This window comes from Pseudomonas parakoreensis (assembly GCF_021602155.1).
GTDB lineage: Bacteria > Pseudomonadota > Gammaproteobacteria > Pseudomonadales > Pseudomonadaceae > Aquipseudomonas > Aquipseudomonas parakoreensis.
Genome location: NZ_BQHY01000022.1, coordinates 14,951 through 31,626 on the forward strand (window position 1 = coordinate 14,951; position 16,676 = coordinate 31,626).

Here is a 16,676-nt window from a genome sequence, read left to right on the forward strand (position 1 = left end):
TCAGGCCTGATTGAGCTGTGCTTTGAGCAAATCACGGAAGGTCTGGATCAGCGGTTCGCGGCTGCGGCCCCGGCGCATGATCATCGAAAACGGCGCCTGATAACCGAAGGTCGCCGGCAGCAACACGCGCAAGTCTCCTTTGTCGGCCCAGGCCTGAGCGTAGTGTTCCGGCAGGTAACCGATGTAGGCGCCGGACAGCACCAGAATCAGCTGTGCCTCCATACTTTCCACAGTCGCCGCGCTGTGTTTGAAACCGTGGCGCGCCAGTTCCGCCTGACTCCAATAACCACGGCCGACCATGCGTTGCTGGGTGATGACCTGTTCGGGAATCCGCCGCTCGTTGAACAACGGATGGCGGCTGCTGCAGTACAGCCAGTGCTGCTCGCGGTACAGCGGCATGTACACCAGGCCGCTCATGCGCGTGGAAAACGCGCCGATGGCCAGATCGAGGCGGTTGTCCTGCACACCGAGTTGCAGTTCGTAGGGGCTCATCACCGACAAGTGCAAATGCACCGCCGGGTGCTCCTGGCTATAAGCGCCGATGGCTTCGGCGAACGGCAAGGCCTTGTCGCTGACGGTGGAGTCGATCACCCCGAGATTGAGCGTACCGCGCAGTTCGCCCTTGAGCGCAGCAGCGTATTGCTCGAAACCTTCAAGTTCGGCCAGCAGGCGCAGGGTTTCCTGATGGAACAGCTCACCCTTGCTGGTCAGGCTGAACCCGCCCCGCCCGCGATGACACAACACCAGACCAAGCGCGGCTTCGAGCTGGCTCATGTAGGTGCTGATCGCCGAGGTCGACAGGTTGAGTTCCTGCTGCGCGTTGGCAAAACCTTGATGCCGGACCACGCTGACGAAGATGCGCAATAGTTTCAGGTCGGGTAAAGCGTTGGCCATCAGGTACTCCAAAAACCATTTGAACTCGCCGATCCCTGTAGGAGCTGCCGCAGGCTGCGATCTTTTGATCTTGATTTCTGGCAGCCTCGAAGGCGCCGAAAATCAAAAGATCGCAGCCTTCGGCAGCTCCTACAGGGTGATTCGGCGGCGGGAGAAGTCTAGCTCGGGCATCGCCATTAGTTTAGAAAAATCTGAACTAAGTTTTTGCCCGTAGCGATTCTTCCGCCGCACTACATTTCGCAGAATCGGCCCCACAACGGCGTCCGAACCTGTGCTCGACAGTGCGCCGATATAAATAAAACAAAGACGATGAGGCCCTACCCGTGGACAAGATTCTTCACCAACCACTGGGCGGCAACGAAATGCCGCGCTTCGGCGGCATCGCCACCATGCTCCGACTCCCCCATGTACCGACCGCTGCCGGCCTGGACGCTGCCTTCGTTGGCGTGCCACTGGACATCGGTACTTCGCTGCGCCCCGGCACCCGCTTCGGGCCGCGCGACATCCGCACCGAATCGGTGATGATCCGTCCGTACAACATGGCCACCGGCGCCGCGCCGTTCGACTCGCTGTCGGTCGCCGACATCGGTGACGTGGCGATCAACACCTTCAACCTGCTCGACGCCGTGCGCATCATCGAAGAAGCCTACGACAACATCCTCGAGCACAACGTGATCCCGATGACCCTGGGTGGCGACCACACCATCACCCTGCCGATCCTGCGCGCCATCCATAAAAAGCACGGTAAGGTCGGTCTGGTGCACATCGATGCCCATGCTGACGTCAACGATCACATGTTCGGCGAGAAGATTGCCCACGGCACGACCTTCCGTCGCGCTGTCGAAGAAGGTCTGCTGGACTGCGACCGCGTGGTGCAGATTGGTCTGCGCGCGCAGGGCTACACCGCTGACGACTTCAACTGGAGCCGCGATCAGGGTTTCCGCGTGGTGCAGGCCGAAGAGTGCTGGCACAAATCGCTGGCGCCGCTGATGGCCGAAGTGCGCGAGAAAGTCGGCGGCGGCCCGGTGTACCTGAGCTTCGACATCGACGGTATCGACCCGGCCTGGGCACCAGGCACCGGCACCCCGGAAATCGGTGGTCTGACGACCATTCAGGCGATTGAAATCGTGCGCGGCTGTCAGGGCCTCGACCTGATCGGCTGTGATCTGGTAGAAGTCTCGCCGGCTTACGACACCACCGGCAACACCTCGCTGCTGGCCGCCAACCTGCTGTACGAAATGCTCTGCGTACTGCCTGGCGTGGTCCACCGCTGAGGGTTCGGCCATGAACGAACGTGATCAGGTGTTGAAAGCGGCGGCCGATCTGGTGTCCGCCTTCGCGCGTAACGATCGCGAAGCTTACTTCGGCGCGTTCAGCGCCGATGCAAGTTTCGTGTTTTACACCCTCGAACAGCCGCTGCTGTCGCGCGATGCCTATCAGGCGTTGTGGGACAGCTGGCGCGCCGAGGATGGCTTTGAAGTGCTGTCGTGCACTTCAAGCAACGCTTTCGTCAGCCTGCAAGGTGACGTGGCGGTGTTTATCCATGACGTGGCCACCGAGCTGCGCATGCAAGGGGAGCAACACTTCAGCCAGGAGCGCGAGACGATTGTTTTCAAGAAACAAGCGTCGAGCCTAGAACAACAAGGCCATTGGCTGGCCTGCCACGAACATTTGTCCGCAATGCCGGAAGGGCTGCCATCCCCTTAGCCAAGACAGGTGACGCTCACGCACGATGAGCGCGCCTTTATGATCGGAGCAGATCATGAATAACAACAACAACGACCAAAGCCTTACGCAAATTGAAACCCACGGGGTCGAACAGATCCCGGACCACGAACGCACCGCAGGCCCGACGGACTTGTTCCGGATGATCTTCGGTGGTTCCAATACCTTTGCCACCGCCGTGCTCGGCAGTTTCCCGGTACTGTTCGGCCTGTCGTTTCAGGCCGGCGTCTGGGCAATCGTGCTGGGCGTGCTGCTCGGCTCGCTGATCCTCGCACCGATGGGCCTGTTCGGCCCGCTCAACGGCACCAACAATGCCGTGTCCTCCGGCGCGCACTTCGGCGTGCACGGGCGGATCGTCGGCTCGTTCCTGTCGCTGTTGACCGCCATCGCGTTTTTCTCGCTCTCGGTGTGGAGTTCGGGGGATGCGTTGATCGGCGGGGCGAAACGCCTGATCGGTCTGCCGGAAACCGACCTGACCCTGGGCCTGGCCTACGGTCTGTTCGCGATTCTGGTGCTGACCGTGTGCATCTACGGCTTCCGCTTTCTGCTGTGGGTGAACAAGATCGCGGTGTGGAGCGCCAGCCTGTTGTTCCTGCTGGGCATCTTCGCCTTCGCCGGTCCTTTCGACGTCAACTACGCCGGCACGGTGAACCTCGGTCAACCGGGCTTCTGGGCGGCGTTCATCGGCGCGGCGCTGGTGGCGATGAGTAACCCGATCTCGTTCGGTGCGTTCCTCGGCGACTGGTCGCGCTACATCCCGCGTGACACCTCCAAGCAGCGAATCATGGCCGCCGTGGTGCTGTCGCAGATCGCCACGTTCATCCCGTTCATGTTCGGCCTGAGCACCGCGACCATCGTCGCGATCAAGGCGCCGGACTACATCGCGGCGAACAACTACGTGGGCGGCCTGCTGGCGGTATCGCCGAGCTGGTTCTTCCTGCCGGTGTGCCTGATTGCGGTGATCGGCGGCATGTCCACCGGCACCACCTCGCTGTATGGCACCGGGCTGGACATGTCCAGCGTATTTCCACGGGTGCTGTCGCGGGTCAAGGCGACGCTGCTGATCGGCGTGCTGTCGATTGCCTTCATCTTCATCGGGCGCTTTGCGGCGAACCTGGTGCAGAGCGTGTCGACCTTCGCCGTGCTGATCATCACCTGCACCACCCCGTGGATGGTGATCATGATCATCGGCCTGCTGGTGCGTCGCGGCTTCTACTGCCCGGATGACCTGCAGGTGTTCACCCGTGGCGAGCAAGGCGGACGCTACTGGTTCAATCACGGCTGGAACTGGCGTGGCCTGGGTGCATGGATCCCGAGCGCGGCGGTCGGCCTGTGCTTCGTCAATCTGCCGGGGCAGTTCGTCGGCCCGCTGGGCGAGCTGGCCGGCGGCATCGACATCAGCCTGCCGGTAACGCTGGGTCTGGCGTCGGTGGTGTATCTGACGTTGCTGAGCCTGTTCCCGGAACCGCGCGAGGTGTTTGGACCGCAGGATGCGCGCAGTCAAGTGGTAGCGAAACCTCAACTGCGTCAGGCCGCCTGACGCAAATCCCCTGTGGGAGCGAGCCTGCTCGCGAAAGCAATCTGTCAGTCACTTCTTTATTGAATGTGCCGACGCCTTCGCGAGCAGGCTCGCTCCCACAGTGAGCAGCAACCCGAACCAAATTTGTTTCACCATAAAAAAGACAATCGGAGACACGCCATCATGGCTTTGGATTTATTCGTCGTCCTCATCTACGCCGCCGGCATGCTGTTGCTCGGCTACTACGGTATGCGCAAGGCCAAGACCAACGAGGACTTTCTGGTTGCCGGGCGTAACCTGGGCCCGAGCCTGTACATGGGCACCATGGCCGCGACCGTGCTCGGTGGTGCGTCCACCGTCGGCACCGTGCGTCTGGGCTATGTGCATGGCATTTCCGGCTTCTGGCTGTGCGCCGCGCTGGGTTGCGGCATCGTTGCGCTGAACCTGTTCCTCGCCAAACCGTTGCTGAAACTGAAGATCTACACCGTTACCCAGGTCCTGGAAAAACGCTACAACCCGATGGCCCGCTCGGCGAGCGCGGCGATCATGCTGGCCTACGCACTGATGATCGGCGTGACCTCGATCCTGGCGATCGGCACCGTGCTGCAAGTGCTGTTCGGCCTGCCCTTCTGGATCTCGGTATTGCTCGGCGGTGGCGTGGTGGTGATCTACTCGGCCATCGGCGGCATGTGGTCGCTGACCCTCACCGACATCGTCCAGTTCATCATCAAGACCGTGGGCCTGATGTTCATCCTGTTGCCGATCTGCCTGTATCGCGTCGGCGGCTGGGACGAACTGGTGCTGAAGCTGCCGGCAGCGGCGTTCAACTTCACCACCATCGGCTGGGACACGATCATCACCTACTTCATGATCTACTTCTTCGGCATCCTGATCGGTCAGGACATCTGGCAACGGGTGTTCACCGTCAAGACCGCCAAAGTCGCGCAGTACGCCGGCAGCATCGCCGGTATCTACTGCATCCTCTACGGGCTGGCCTGCGCGCTGATCGGCATGGCTGCACACGTGCTGATCCCGGATCTGGACAACGTCAACAACGCCTTCGCCGCCATCGTCAAACTGTCGCTGCCGGACGGCATCCGTGGTCTGGTGATCGCTGCTGCTCTGGCGGCGATGATGTCCACCGCCAGCGCCGGCCTGCTCGCCGCGGCTACCACCCTGACCGAAGACCTGCTGCCGAAATTGCGCGGCGGCAAACAGTCGAGCTTAGGCGTCAACCGCCTGTTCACGTTGCTGACCGGTGTCGTGGTGCTGGGTATTGCGCTGGTGGTGAATGACGTGATCAGCGCCCTGACCCTGGCCTATAACCTGTTGGTCGGCGGCATGCTGATTCCGCTGATCGGCGCGATCTTCTGGAAACGTGCGACCACCGCCGGCGCCATCGCCAGCATGGGCCTGGGTTTCGCCACCGCGCTGCTGTTCATGTTCAAGGACGGTCTGGATGCGAACACGCCGATCTACTACAGCCTGGCTGTGGGCCTGGTGAGTTTTGTGGTGGTCAGCCTGGTCTCCCCTCGCCCGGCGACGGTGGCGAGCGCGATCTAAGCTTTGATGTAACGACTTGATGCTTTCTTCGACGGGTGTGGCACGGGCGTGTCCTCCCTTATTTCCTGCACCGCGTTGCGCCTAAAAGCGAGCCAGGCAAGACGCAGTCCGTAGGTAAGGGTTGTTTCCTTGCCAAGGACTGCAACGCAGCCTGGCTCGCTTTTAGGCACAACCCGGAGGGCCGGAGCTGATGTCGTGCAGGGCTGCGTTGCTCGGAGCTTATTTGGAAAAACCAAACTACGCTCCTCGCGCCTTGCCCTGCACGACATCAGATCCGGCGCGGTGCAGGAAATAAGGGAGGACACGCCCACTTGCCACACCCGTTTTTTTACGTCTGGAGAAATGGTTTATGAAGATCGTTTCGCGCGATCAGTGGTTCGAAGTTCTGAATTTGAGCGATGGCATTCGCCTGATTCACGAGCCGTATATTCGCCCGTTCTACCGCTGCAACCTCTGGCACATCCAGGGCCGCGACAGGGATCTGCTGCTCGACAGCGGTTCGGGACTGGTCAGCCTGCGCGAACAGTTGCCCTGGCTGACTGAACGGCCGCTGGTGGCCGTCGCCAGCCACTGCCACTTCGACCACATCGCCGGGCATCACGAATTCGCCGAGCGCCTGGTGCATCGCGCCGAGGCCGACATCCTCGCCGCGCCGGACGGCGAGAACGATTTGAGCCGGGCCTTTGTCGGCGACGACATGTTCGAAGCACATCCGGACTGTCCGCTGTGCTACGCCGAATACCGGGTGAAGGCCGCGCCGGCCACCGGGTTTGTCGAGGATGGCGATGTGCTGGATCTGGGCAATCGCACCTTGCAGGTGCTGCACACGCCGGGGCATTCACCGGGCGGCATCAGCCTGTATGAAGCGGCGACCGAAACCTTGTTCAGCGGCGACATCATCTACGACGGGCCGCTGATCGAAGACGCCTACCACTCCAATCTGCAGGATTACGCCGCCAGCCTGCGGCGCTTGCAGGCGCTGCCGATCCACACCGTGCATGGCGGGCATTTCGGCAGTTTTTCCGGTGGGCATTTGCGTTCGATGATTGACGCATGGCTGCGCGGGCACGCTTGAGTTCACCACAAAAGCAAAAGATCGCAGCCTTCGGCAGCTCCTACAGGAAACACATTCCCGTGTAGGAGCTGCCGAAGGCTGCGATCTTTTGATCTTTTATTTGAGCACTACCGCCGGCGAGGCTGACGCCGGCGCTGTTCGTCATCGGTGCGGATCGGTACGGGTTGCAGAGGCGGTTCGATCAAGCCGAGGGCAACACCCAAATCGTGCAGCCAGTTCTGAATTTTCTCTTTCATCGTCATGCCCCCTTCAGGGTAGTGCTGAGCGGCCGGAATTCTGAGGCCGCTTCGCACTGATAATAGTCCGAAGTCCTACGCAATGCTCGGCCAAATCCGCAATGATCTGTTACTGAATTGAACAGAATTACGATGGGTTGGTTCACGCCGTCTGCCGGGTTTCACTCGATGCCACGGGATAGAGCGCTTGCTGCTGTTCAATCCAGGCATTGAGGTTGGCCCCGACCATGCCCTTGCGCCACATGAGCCACGTTGTCGCACTGGCGAACGGCTCGACCAACGGGTGCACCGCGACGCTTTCACGCCCCGGCAGACTGGCGAGCATCGACTCCGACATCAAAGCCACCCCGCTGCCGGCAATCACGCAGGCAAGCATGCCTTGATAGGACTCGATCTCCATCGCCCGGCCCATTGCCGCCTGATAATGGACGAACCACGCTTCCAGCCGGGCGCGGTAGGCGCAGCCATGGCGGAAGGTGAACACCGCCCTGCCCTCGACGTCCTTGGCGCTGTGGATCGGCGGGTGATCGGCCTCGCTGATCAGCACCAGACGCTCGTCGCACAGCGGCACTCCGTCGATCCCAGCCAGTTGCGGCGGGCCGTCCACCAGCGCCGCATCGAGTCGTCCGGAGACCAGACCCTCAAGCAATTCGCCACTGGGCCCGGACTGCACCTGCAGATTCACCGCCGGGTATTGCTTGTGATAGCGCGCGAGCAACGCCGGTAAATGGATTGCCGCGGTGCTGTACAGCGTGCCGAGGACAAAATCCCCGGCCGGTTGCCCGCCCATCACTGCCGCACTGGCCTGATCGCGCAGGGCAAACAGCTTGCCGGTGTAGTCCAGCAGGACTTTTCCTGCAGGGGACAACTGCAAACGCTGACGCTCACGGACGAACAGTTCGACACCCAATTGCTCTTCCAGCTGTTTGAGCCGGGTCGACAGATTGGACGGCACTCGGTGCAGACGCTCGGCGGCGCGGGTGATCGAACCCTCCTCGGCCACCGCCTGAAAGATCCGCAATTGGCTGAATTCCACGCTCATTCTCCACAACAGAACAAGTTGCTAACTATTATTCAATTTTAAAGAAAGTCAATCGGTTCTAGCCTGACGGTCATTGCTCCTCTGAAGGAATCCCGACCATGTCGCCACTGATTCGCTTATCCGCCTGTTTCGTCGCCCTGATGATGGCCATGGGCATCGGGCGTTTCGCCCTCACCCCGCAACTGCCGCACCTGCTCAGCGAAGGTCAGGTCGACCTGACGGCCGCCGGTCTGATTGCTGCGGCCAACTACCTCGGTTACCTGCTGGGCGCGGTGGACGCGATGTTCGCCCACCGTTCGCAGCAAGTGCAGCGCCGGTTACATGGCGGTTTGTGGCTGTGTGTGCTGCTGACCCTGGCATCGTTCTGGGCCAACGGCTTCTGGGCGCATTTGCTGCTGCGCTTCGGCACCGGAGTGGCGAGTGCCTGGGTGCTGGTGATGATCACGGCGCTGAGTCAGCCCTTGGCAGCGGCGGCAGGTCGGCCACGGCTGGGGGCGCTGGTATTTGCCGGCCCCGGACTGGGAATTTTTCTGACCGGGTTGCTGGCACTGTTCTCACATCTGCTGAACCAGACATCTGCCACCTTGTGGCTGATCTATGCCGCCGTGGCGCTGGTGATGTTGCTGGGGATCGTGCGGATCCTGCCGCAACCGGGCGTGCACACGCCGGTCGCCACCCTCAACGTCAACCATTCGAATCGCGGTATCCCGCGACTGGCGGCGGTGTATGCGTTATATGGCGTGGGTTACATCATCCCGGCCACATTCCTTTCACAAATGGCCAACGCGCAGTTTCACGGGCAATGGCAGGCCGATCTGTTCTGGCCGTGCTTCGGCCTTGGCGCGGCGATTGGCGTGTTGCTGGTGAGCCTGCGACGCCACGACCCGAACACCACACGGCACTGGCTGACCGCCACCCTGTGGTTGCAAGCGCTCGGGGTCTTTGCCTGTCTGTTGGGCAGCGGTTATGGCCTGGCGCTGGGGGTGGTGTTGTGCGGCATGCCGTTCCTCGCTTGCATGCAACTGGTGATGCAACGCTCGCGGGAACTGGCGCCGCACACAACTCAGCGCAACGCCGGACTGCTGACCGCATGCTTCGCCGTTGGCCAGCTCAGCGGGCCGTTGCTGGCGGCGCTCAGCAGCCATTTCAGCGGTGGTCTGCAACCGGCGCTGGTGATCGCCGGCAGCGGTTTGCTGATTGCCGGCGGGCTGGCCTTGCAGTCAGTCAGCGCTGGCCGAGGGCTTGGCGCAAACGCCGACGCACCCACTGCTCAGCGCTGACAAAGGTGATGCCAAGCAACACCAGCACCGCGCCGATGACGAAGTTCACGCTCAATTCTTCACCGAGCAGCAGCACGCCGAAGGTGACGCCGAACAGCGGCGTCATGAACGAAAACACCGCCAGATTGGCCGCCAGATAGCGCCGCAGCAGCCAGAACCAGGTCAGGTAACTGAAGAACGACACCACCAGGCCCTGGAACAGCACGCTGGCCACCGCCACGCTGGTCAGACTGACGTGGCTGATCTGGCCGCTGAACAGTGCGATCAACAGCAGGCCGACGAAGCCGACGATCAGTTGATAGAACAGAGTCAACGTCACCGGTGCTTCCGACAGCCGGGACGCACGCACCACCACGGTGGTCGCGCCCCAGCAGGCGCCGGCAATGACACCGAACGCATCGCCCAGCAGCATGCGCCGGTCGAGGTTGTCCCACGACACGCCGCCGGCGAAGGCGATGGCGATACCGACGAACGCGAGCAGAATTCCCAGCCATTGCAGCGGCCGCAGGCGCTCGCTCGCCAGCAGGAAATGCACGCCCAGCGCGGTGAAAATCGGCGCGGTGTAAAGGAACACCGACATGTGCGCGGCGGTGGTCAGTTGCAGGCCTTCGGCGATGAAGAAGAACTCCAGACCGAACAACGCACCGGCCAGCAGTCCCCCACGCCAGGTGTTGCTCACCTGATCCCAGCCGCCCTTCCAGCACAGCAGCAAGCCCACTAGCAGCGCAGAAATCCCCGAGCGCCCGGCCGCCTGCATCACCGGCGCGATGTCGGGCGCGGCCCACTTGATCATCACTTGCTGCACGCCCCAGATCAGGCAGAGGCCGATCATCACCTGCAAGGCAAACCCGTCGGCATTGCGCCGCTCGACACTCACCGCAACACCTCAAACACACACAACATGGCAGCCGTCCACTGGTCGAAAATCTGTGCCGGGGATTATCAATCACTCGGGCAGAAAAAGCCGTCTGAAAAAGACTTTGTCTGAGTCAGTAACGTCAGCGGTGAATGGCTGTCGGCTGCGCCGCCATTCGCTGGCAAGCCAGCTCCCACAATGACCGGGTTGCTCACTGATTCTTTGTTCGCCACAAAACGCTGTGGGAGTCTGGCTTGCCAGCGATGACGTCAGTTTGATCAACGCAGATCAGGGAGCTGAACTCAGTAGTCGTTTCGTCACCAAAAATCCAACCGAGCAGGCAACAGCCGTGGCAAACGTCCCCCAAGCCCAATCCATCAAACTCACCTGCACCGACCACCCGCGCAATGTCGCCCAGTTAGTCAGGTCATACGTGCCGTACGCCACCAGCCCCAGCAGCGCGCCCATCTTTGCCGCCCGTTGCCAGCTCAGCGCCGGCAACACCACAAATTGCACGCAACCAACAACGTACAGGCAATAAAAAACCGCTGCCGGAACCAGCAGCGGTTTTTCGAGCATCAGCGAACCGAGCAGCTCGCGGTAGGTTGGCGCCATCAGCACGCCGAGCCAGATACCGTCGAGCAATAGAAACGCCACCAGTGTGGCGAGGTAAGCAATCAGCGCTTTCTTCATCTGCAAACCCTCATGTAGGAGCTGCCGCAGGCTGCGATCTTTTGCCTTTGAAGATCGAAAGATCGTAGCCTGCGGCAGCTCCTACATGGGGCCGGCGGTCACTCAGGTTAGTTCAATGCGATCGGCATGAATGACGATCTTGCCTTCCTTGTACAGCGAACCGATGGCCTTCTTGAAGTTACCCTTGCTGACGCCGAACAGACTGCTGATCAGCGCCGGATCGCTCTTGTCGCTGACGGCCAGCGTGCCATTGTTTTCGCGCAACTTGGCGAGGATCTTCGAACTCAGGCTGCTGGCCGCTTCCTGACCTACCGGTTGCAGGCTGAGGCTGATCTTGCCGTCGGCGCGCACTTCCTTGATGAAACCCTTCTCGCGCATGCCGGAGCGCATGAACTTGAAGATTTCATTCTTGTGGATCAAGCCCCAATGCTTGTTGTTGATGATCGCCTTGAAGCCCATGTCGGTGGCTTCAGCCACCAGCAGATCAACTTCCTGCCCGGCGCTGTAGTTGGCCGGGGTCTTGTCGAGGTAGCGATCCAGACGTGCGGTCGCGGTGATGCGGCGCGTGTGTTTATCGAGGTACACGTGCACCACGCAGTACTCGCCAGCGGTCATCTGCCGCTTTTCTTCGGAATACGGCAGCAACAGATCCTTCGGCAAGCCCCAATCGAGAAACACGCCAATGCTGTTGACTTCAACCACTTTCAGGCTGGCAAATTCACCGACCTGAACTTTTGGTTTTTCAGTGGTAGCGAGAAGTTTGTCTTCGCTGTCCAGATAAATAAATACGTTGAGCCAGTCTTCATCTTCGCTGGGAATATCTTTAGGAATATAACGGTTGGGCAAAAGAATTTCGCCGTCGGCACCGCCGTCCAGATATAAACCGAAGTTAGTGTGTTTAACCACTTGCAAACTGTTGTAACGCCCGACTAAAGCCATTTTCCAAAACCCTCATTGCGTGGCGGCATTCTACCCGGTTTTGCCGGTCTCGTTCGCCGAGCGACCAGCCGGGAGAAGAAAATTCGCGGGGCGCCTTGATTTTCCCGGGTTTGGCGCAAGCGACTCGCCATTCGTCAGGCCAGTGCGGCACCTGACGCAGCGTTTCACGGCTTACCTTTTGCGTAATGAGCAATAAATGTTGTTATTTAAAACAGTGGCTTAGGCGGATATTTCGAATAATTAAGCGAGAATAATCCACCCGCACACTCAGTTATTCCAGGGGATATTTATCAAGCAATTGTCAAGTTATTCCTGTACGATGCCTGGCCGAGTTACTTTTCTACAGGTTAATGGCCGCCATGCGTGTAAAAGCATCCACCAGCAAAGCAAAGCCAGCTCCAGCCGTTGAAACCAGCGAATCGATCAACGATCAGATCGCGGCGTTTCTCAAGTCCGGCGGTGAAATCCAGCAAATTGCCAAAGGCGTCAGCGGCCAGACGTTCGGCCCGTCCAAGCAGATCAGCCTGGGCAAGAAGTAACACCCGGTAATACACCCGTCCTGAGACGCTTTGAGCTTCGAAGCGTCTGGACAGGCACCCGCGCAACACCCTCACTTCTGTTTAATCAATCTTTTGAAAATCGACGAACGGCCATCATTGCCGAGCATTCGCCGGTATCCTTGCACGCGTCTGGATCAAGCGTTTCAGCAGGCTCAGCCCTGCCCTCGCTGTTCATGGAGTGACGCATGCTCAAATCAAATTCCTGTTTATTGCTTGTGGGCCTACTGGCCTGCTCGTCGGTGCACGCGCAGATTTTCCAGCGCGAGCTTGGCGACTTCGACCTCAAACTCGGCACCACGCCCAGTCGCAGCATGGCCCAAGGCCTGGTCAAGCCGGCGGCAGTCGGCTCGTTCCACGGCGGCCTCGATCTCAGCCACGACAGCGGCCTGTATGTCGGCCAGTACGCACCGAGCATGGGCCTGACCCCGGGCAAGAACCTCGAAATCGACTCCTACATCGGCTTTAAACAACCTTTCGATCAGACCCTCGGCTACGAAGTCGGGATGATCCACTACAGCTATCCCAAGGTCGATACCCTCGACAGCCAGGAGCTGTTCGGCGGCCTGACCCTGCTCGGCAGCCGTTTCGGTATAGCCGTCAGCAACGACCCGGACAAACAGAACAACACGCTGTTCGCCGATCTGGGTGGCAATCAGCCGTTCGGCATCGGGATCAGCATGAAATACACCACCCATCAATTGAACACGCCGGTGTCAGTGGACGGTGGTTATGTCAGCAGTTTTACCGATTGGTCAGTGAAATTTTCCCGGCCATTCATGGGCGTCGATCTCGACCTGATCTACAGCAATTCCAACCTCAGTGGCAGCGATTGCTCGGCGTATTCCGGGCACAACAGTCAGTGCGACGGACTGGTGACGCTCAAGGCAGAGCGCGCATTCTATTGATCGGCTGAACTGCCGGGAGCATCCTGCGTTCACATGAGAATCAGACGTCAGGCCTCGCAAGGATTCGCCCATGTCTCGCTGGTTCAAACACCTCGCCACCCTGCTGTTCTTCACCCTCGCCCTCGGCGCCTGCAGCCGCGTCGGCCTGGCCTACCGCAATCTCGACGTGATCATTCCATGGACGCTTGGCGACTACCTGGACATGAACGGCGAGCAGAAGGACTGGTTCAACGAACGGCTCAAGGAGCACCTGAACTGGCACTGCACCACGCAATTGCCGGGCTACCTCGATTGGCTGGACCGTTTGCAGAACATGGTTGAAACCAATCAGGTGACCGACGCGGCACTGCAAGCGCGAACCGCAGAGGCCAAACAGGCCATCGCCGAAACCGCACGCCAGATCACACCGTCGGCCATCGAGTTACTGCAAGGGCTGGACGACAAACAAGTGGCGGAAATGAACGACGCGTTCGCCAAGGATCTGCGCAAACGTGAGAAGGAATACGTCAAACCGCCGCTGGCGCAACAGATTGCCGAACGCGGCGCACGCATGGACAAACGCCTGACTGATTGGCTGGGTCCATTGAGCGTGACTCAGGAACAACGGGTAATGGCCTGGTCGACTGCCCTGGGCGATCAGAACACTCAATGGATCGCCAACCGCGCCCACTGGCAGCAGCAGTTCAGTAACGCCGTTGCCCAGCGCAAAAGTCCGGAATTCCCACAGCGAATCGAGACACTTCTGGTCAACCGCGAGCGTTTATGGACAGCGGATTACCAAAAAGCCTACGCCAACACCGAAGCGCAGGCGCGTTCGCTGGCGGTGGATCTGATGGCCGAGAGTACGCCGCAGCAGCGTCAGCGGTTGCTCAAGAAAATCGAGGGTGTGCGTAAGGACTTCAATGATTTGAAGTGTCTGAAGGCAGTAAAGCAGGAATAGAAGATCAAAAGATCGCAGCCTCCGGCATCTCCTACAGGGTTATGTGTAGGAGCTGCCGGAGGCTGCGATCTTTTGTTTTCAGGCAATTTGCGCTTTAGAAGCCACCTCATCAAACGTCGCCTCATCCAGCGCATCCTCCTGCTCATCCAGTACTTGCCGAGGATGATCATTGCCGGGAATGCTGCTGTCGATCAGGCTCAGCAGGCTTGATCCGCGTGGCGTCAGAATGAAATTGTTACCGGTACTGCCTGCGTGATCCGGACGCGGTTCAATAAATCCACGATCAAGCAACAAGCCTTCGTAATCGCAGGCCACCGTTTTCAGGTGATCCAGATTCTCTATCGGCTCGCCTGCACTGGCTTTCTGCGCCGCATAATCCTCTGCGTATTTACGCGGCGCGAAACTTTCGCCTGCACTGTTCTGCACTTCATGCAGCAGGCGTTCAATCAAATCCCAGTTATAAGTCGTCATCCTGATTCAACCTCCGGTGCGCGTGATTGGGGGCGCTGTCATAGGTTGTGACCCGGACGCATCGCAGCCGTTCACCCGCATTTTCCGCGGCGACCGACATGCTGTTTGCCACAACTCTGAACTTTTCGTCGCATCCAGGCCTCCACCCAATAACCCGCCTTAACCGGAACGGAGGCCTGCCCCCATGAAAACCCTGCTCAAGCTCACCCTCGCCGTCACCCTCGCCTGCGCCCTGCCGGTCTGGGCCTGCACACCAGAAGAGGCCACCGCCAAACGCGAACAACTGGCCAAGGAAGTGACCAGGCTCACCGAACAGAATCCGGCCAAGGCAAAGGAGATCAACGCCGAGTTGCAGAAGATGGACTTGGGCACGGCCAGTGCAGATTTGCCGGACAAGTGCCAGTTGATTGATCAGCGCTTGAAGGAACTGGACTCGGCTGAGAAAAAAGCCGACAGCTAAAAGCAAGATCAAAAGATCGCAGCCTGCGGCAGCTCCTACACCGAACCCTGTAGGAGCTGCCGCAGGCTGCGATCTTTTGACCCTAAAAATGCATTAATGCATTTATATACTTGCACATATGCATAGGCAGGCTAAGGTTACATCGAGCAAGGAGATCGGCACCGTTCATCGCAGATGAAACCCGTTAACCACCGATCGCTCGGCAATACCGCAACACCACCACAAGCTGGACGCTTGTTTTCATTCATGGAGGACTGAAAAAATGTTAACCACTCAAGCCACATCATTCACCGGCGAGAGCCTGCCAAGGTGCCTTGTCGGCCGCCTGCTCGACCCGCAACTGGTAGAGGTTCAAGCCACTGCGCAAACCGCTGCACTGGCCGCTGCCAGCCTCAACTTCAGCATGCAGAAACAGACTCAGACCAACTGGTGCTGGGCCGCTGTTTCCGCTTCGGTCGGCAACTATTACGGCACTGGAAACTGGACCCAATGCGGCGTCGCCAGTACCCAACTGGATCGCAATTGCTGCAGCCAGCCAGGACCGTGCAACGTCTACGGCTATCTGGATTCAGCCCTGCAAACCACCCGCAGCTATAACGGGATGAATCAGGGTTCGCTGCAGATGTCGGCCATTCAGAACCAGATCAACATGGGCCGCCCGGTCGGCCTGCGCTGTGCCTGGTACGGTGGCGGTGCGCACTTCCTGGCGATCTACGGCACCAACGGCAACTACGTGCTGGTCGCCGACTCGATCTACGGTTATTCGACCCGCGCGCTGAACTCATTCCCGGGTTCGTACAACGGCGGCGGCAACTGGACTCACACTTACTTCACCGCGAAAAACTAGGAGGGCGACATCATGCAACTGACTTATCCAAAGGCGCCTTCCAACGGCGTACAGACTTTGCGTCCGGTGCTGCAAGCCGCGCTGCAAACACAGGGTTTCGGCATTAATCGCCAGTTCGCCGCCGCTACACCGGCCAAAGTCAGCCTCAGCGAAGCCTATCGCGGCTACTCGCTGACACTCGACGACTTGAGCCAAGGCAAGGGTCTGAAAGACGCACGTATCGGCGACTGGCATTACCTGGTGTTTGCCGACGGCGTCAGCATTGCCGATGCGCAACTGGCCGAGGTGCGTGGCCATGTCGAGTTCGCTTCGCTGAACCACGGCACCCGGGCCGCCGACACCGTGGGCGCGTTGAAACTGGCGGAACAGGCGCCGCAATTGCAGGGCAAAACCGTTGAACTGCGCGTGCTGTTTGTCTCGGCGCTGCACGTCGTGGCGATCTGGCTGCATGCGGACGGTGAGGATGTGCTGATCCCGATTGAGCCGACGCCAAAAGAGCTGGGCGACTCGCGGCTGTACAGCGAAGCCGCGCTGCTCGCGCTGCTCAAACCGGCGGCAGATCGCGCCAAACAGCGCTTTGACGCGGACAGCAGCGGACAGTTGGGGAACTGACAAACCCCGCGCATAAAAAAACCCGGACACTGTCCGGGTTTTTTATTGGCCATTTGTGG

At 59.8% G+C, this 16,676-nt stretch carries 19 protein-coding genes; 12 read left to right on the forward strand and 7 right to left on the reverse strand.

Annotated features, from left to right (window positions below; translation table 11 throughout):
- On the reverse strand, window positions 1-894 hold the full coding sequence (locus L6D63_RS25015; RefSeq protein ID WP_007956593.1) for a LysR family transcriptional regulator: 894 nt from the start codon (window positions 892-894) through the stop codon (window positions 1-3).
- A gap of 323 nt (window positions 895-1,217) precedes the next feature.
- On the opposite strand from L6D63_RS25015, the gene speB reads away from it, so the two are divergent.
- From speB to L6D63_RS25040, 5 genes are all read left to right on the forward strand, one after another.
- Window positions 1,218-2,168: an agmatinase gene (gene speB, locus L6D63_RS25020; protein ID WP_003222717.1), complete on the forward strand. Its 951-nt coding sequence runs from the start codon at window positions 1,218-1,220 to the stop codon at window positions 2,166-2,168.
- Window positions 2,169-2,178: 10 nt separating this feature from the next.
- Complete coding sequence (locus tag L6D63_RS25025) at window positions 2,179-2,601, forward strand: YybH family protein (protein ID WP_027614575.1); 423 nt, start codon at window positions 2,179-2,181, stop codon at window positions 2,599-2,601.
- A gap of 55 nt (window positions 2,602-2,656) precedes the next feature.
- On the forward strand, window positions 2,657-4,159 hold the full coding sequence (locus L6D63_RS25030; RefSeq protein WP_095667217.1) for a purine-cytosine permease family protein: 1,503 nt from the start codon (window positions 2,657-2,659) through the stop codon (window positions 4,157-4,159).
- Between the two features lie 162 nt (window positions 4,160-4,321).
- Window positions 4,322-5,701, forward strand: a complete 1,380-nt coding sequence (locus L6D63_RS25035) for a sodium:solute symporter family protein (protein WP_041070225.1) — start codon at window positions 4,322-4,324, stop codon at window positions 5,699-5,701.
- A 349-nt stretch (window positions 5,702-6,050) separates the two neighbouring features.
- A complete protein-coding gene (locus tag L6D63_RS25040) occupies window positions 6,051-6,776 on the forward strand; it encodes an MBL fold metallo-hydrolase (protein WP_131669969.1) in 726 nt (241 codons plus the stop codon).
- Between the two features lie 107 nt (window positions 6,777-6,883).
- Here the strand turns inward: L6D63_RS25040 and L6D63_RS28650 are convergent, their stop codons facing one another.
- Entirely contained in the window at window positions 6,884-7,012 is a 129-nt protein-coding gene (locus tag L6D63_RS28650; RefSeq protein ID WP_003184145.1) for a PA1414 family protein, read from the reverse strand.
- Window positions 7,013-7,154: 142 nt separating this feature from the next.
- Window positions 7,155-8,048: a putrescine utilization regulator PtrR gene (ptrR, locus tag L6D63_RS25045; RefSeq protein WP_131669968.1), complete on the reverse strand. Its 894-nt coding sequence runs from the start codon at window positions 8,046-8,048 to the stop codon at window positions 7,155-7,157.
- 104 nt (window positions 8,049-8,152) lie between these two features.
- Here ptrR and L6D63_RS25050 point away from each other — a divergent pair, with 104 nt between their 5' ends.
- Window positions 8,153-9,334 (forward strand): MFS transporter, encoded by a 1,182-nt coding sequence (locus tag L6D63_RS25050; protein ID WP_131669967.1) that lies wholly within the window; start codon window positions 8,153-8,155, stop codon window positions 9,332-9,334.
- On the opposite strand, the gene L6D63_RS25055 is transcribed toward L6D63_RS25050, so the two are convergent.
- The 3 genes from L6D63_RS25055 to L6D63_RS25065 all read right to left on the reverse strand — a co-directional run bounded on the left by L6D63_RS25055 (window position 9,279) and on the right by L6D63_RS25065 (window position 11,822).
- Window positions 9,279-10,211 (reverse strand): DMT family transporter, encoded by a 933-nt coding sequence (locus L6D63_RS25055; protein WP_095667220.1) that lies wholly within the window; start codon window positions 10,209-10,211, stop codon window positions 9,279-9,281. The two genes, L6D63_RS25050 and L6D63_RS25055, sit on opposite strands and share 56 nt — an antisense overlap.
- Window positions 10,212-10,478: 267 nt before the next feature.
- Window positions 10,479-10,883, reverse strand: a complete 405-nt coding sequence (locus tag L6D63_RS25060) for a DUF2177 family protein (protein ID WP_095667221.1) — start codon at window positions 10,881-10,883, stop codon at window positions 10,479-10,481.
- A 102-nt stretch (window positions 10,884-10,985) separates the two neighbouring features.
- A complete protein-coding gene (locus L6D63_RS25065; protein ID WP_041070234.1) occupies window positions 10,986-11,822 on the reverse strand; it encodes a CvfB family protein in 837 nt (278 codons plus the stop codon).
- Between the two features lie 350 nt (window positions 11,823-12,172).
- Here L6D63_RS25065 and L6D63_RS25070 point away from each other — a divergent pair, with 350 nt between their 5' ends.
- From L6D63_RS25070 to L6D63_RS25080, 3 genes are all read left to right on the forward strand, one after another.
- Window positions 12,173-12,361: a hypothetical protein gene (locus L6D63_RS25070; RefSeq protein ID WP_016985943.1), complete on the forward strand. Its 189-nt coding sequence runs from the start codon at window positions 12,173-12,175 to the stop codon at window positions 12,359-12,361.
- 206 nt (window positions 12,362-12,567) lie between these two features.
- The gene (locus L6D63_RS25075; RefSeq protein ID WP_047292392.1) at window positions 12,568-13,287 is read left to right on the forward strand and encodes a TorF family putative porin; all 720 of its coding nucleotides are present in this window, start codon (window positions 12,568-12,570) and stop codon (window positions 13,285-13,287) included.
- A gap of 70 nt (window positions 13,288-13,357) precedes the next feature.
- Window positions 13,358-14,227, forward strand: coding sequence for a DUF6279 family lipoprotein (locus L6D63_RS25080; protein WP_131669966.1), 870 nt, complete (start codon window positions 13,358-13,360; stop codon window positions 14,225-14,227).
- A gap of 78 nt (window positions 14,228-14,305) precedes the next feature.
- On the opposite strand, the gene L6D63_RS25085 is transcribed toward L6D63_RS25080, so the two are convergent.
- Window positions 14,306-14,698, reverse strand: coding sequence for a hypothetical protein (locus L6D63_RS25085; RefSeq protein WP_047292388.1), 393 nt, complete (start codon window positions 14,696-14,698; stop codon window positions 14,306-14,308).
- Between the two features lie 184 nt (window positions 14,699-14,882).
- On the opposite strand from L6D63_RS25085, the gene L6D63_RS25090 reads away from it, so the two are divergent.
- The 3 genes from L6D63_RS25090 (at window position 14,883) to L6D63_RS25100 (ending at window position 16,617) form a co-directional block, all read left to right on the forward strand.
- Window positions 14,883-15,158 (forward strand): hypothetical protein, encoded by a 276-nt coding sequence (locus tag L6D63_RS25090; RefSeq protein WP_095667223.1) that lies wholly within the window; start codon window positions 14,883-14,885, stop codon window positions 15,156-15,158.
- Between the two features lie 262 nt (window positions 15,159-15,420).
- Window positions 15,421-16,005 carry a C39 family peptidase gene (locus L6D63_RS25095; protein ID WP_047292384.1) on the forward strand — a complete coding sequence of 195 codons (585 nt, stop codon included), beginning with the start codon at window positions 15,421-15,423 and terminating at the stop codon, window positions 16,003-16,005.
- Window positions 16,006-16,017: 12 nt separating this feature from the next.
- The gene (locus L6D63_RS25100) at window positions 16,018-16,617 is read left to right on the forward strand and encodes a hypothetical protein (protein ID WP_095667224.1); all 600 of its coding nucleotides are present in this window, start codon (window positions 16,018-16,020) and stop codon (window positions 16,615-16,617) included.
- Window positions 16,618-16,676 lie beyond the last annotated feature (59 nt).

What these genes read in the sequence shown, in the direction of transcription:
- L6D63_RS25015 (WP_007956593.1), bottom strand. Translation starts at nt 894, where the DNA reads ATGGCCAACGCTTTACCCGACCTGAAACTATTGCGCATCTTCGTCAGC.
- L6D63_RS25025 (WP_027614575.1), top strand. Translation starts at nt 2,179, where the DNA reads ATGAACGAACGTGATCAGGTGTTGAAAGCGGCGGCCGATCTGGTGTCC.
- L6D63_RS25030 (WP_095667217.1), top strand. Translation starts at nt 2,657, where the DNA reads ATGAATAACAACAACAACGACCAAAGCCTTACGCAAATTGAAACCCAC.
- L6D63_RS25035 (WP_041070225.1), top strand. Translation starts at nt 4,322, where the DNA reads ATGGCTTTGGATTTATTCGTCGTCCTCATCTACGCCGCCGGCATGCTG.
- L6D63_RS25040 (WP_131669969.1), top strand. Translation starts at nt 6,051, where the DNA reads ATGAAGATCGTTTCGCGCGATCAGTGGTTCGAAGTTCTGAATTTGAGC.
- L6D63_RS28650 (WP_003184145.1), bottom strand. Translation starts at nt 7,012, where the DNA reads ATGAAAGAGAAAATTCAGAACTGGCTGCACGATTTGGGTGTTGCCCTC.
- L6D63_RS25050 (WP_131669967.1), top strand. Translation starts at nt 8,153, where the DNA reads ATGTCGCCACTGATTCGCTTATCCGCCTGTTTCGTCGCCCTGATGATG.
- L6D63_RS25060 (WP_095667221.1), bottom strand. Translation starts at nt 10,883, where the DNA reads ATGAAGAAAGCGCTGATTGCTTACCTCGCCACACTGGTGGCGTTTCTA.
- L6D63_RS25065 (WP_041070234.1), bottom strand. Translation starts at nt 11,822, where the DNA reads ATGGCTTTAGTCGGGCGTTACAACAGTTTGCAAGTGGTTAAACACACT.
- L6D63_RS25070 (WP_016985943.1), top strand. Translation starts at nt 12,173, where the DNA reads ATGGCCGCCATGCGTGTAAAAGCATCCACCAGCAAAGCAAAGCCAGCT.
- L6D63_RS25075 (WP_047292392.1), top strand. Translation starts at nt 12,568, where the DNA reads ATGCTCAAATCAAATTCCTGTTTATTGCTTGTGGGCCTACTGGCCTGC.
- L6D63_RS25080 (WP_131669966.1), top strand. Translation starts at nt 13,358, where the DNA reads ATGTCTCGCTGGTTCAAACACCTCGCCACCCTGCTGTTCTTCACCCTC.
- L6D63_RS25085 (WP_047292388.1), bottom strand. Translation starts at nt 14,698, where the DNA reads ATGACGACTTATAACTGGGATTTGATTGAACGCCTGCTGCATGAAGTG.
- L6D63_RS25090 (WP_095667223.1), top strand. Translation starts at nt 14,883, where the DNA reads ATGAAAACCCTGCTCAAGCTCACCCTCGCCGTCACCCTCGCCTGCGCC.
- L6D63_RS25095 (WP_047292384.1), top strand. Translation starts at nt 15,421, where the DNA reads ATGTTAACCACTCAAGCCACATCATTCACCGGCGAGAGCCTGCCAAGG.
- L6D63_RS25100 (WP_095667224.1), top strand. Translation starts at nt 16,018, where the DNA reads ATGCAACTGACTTATCCAAAGGCGCCTTCCAACGGCGTACAGACTTTG.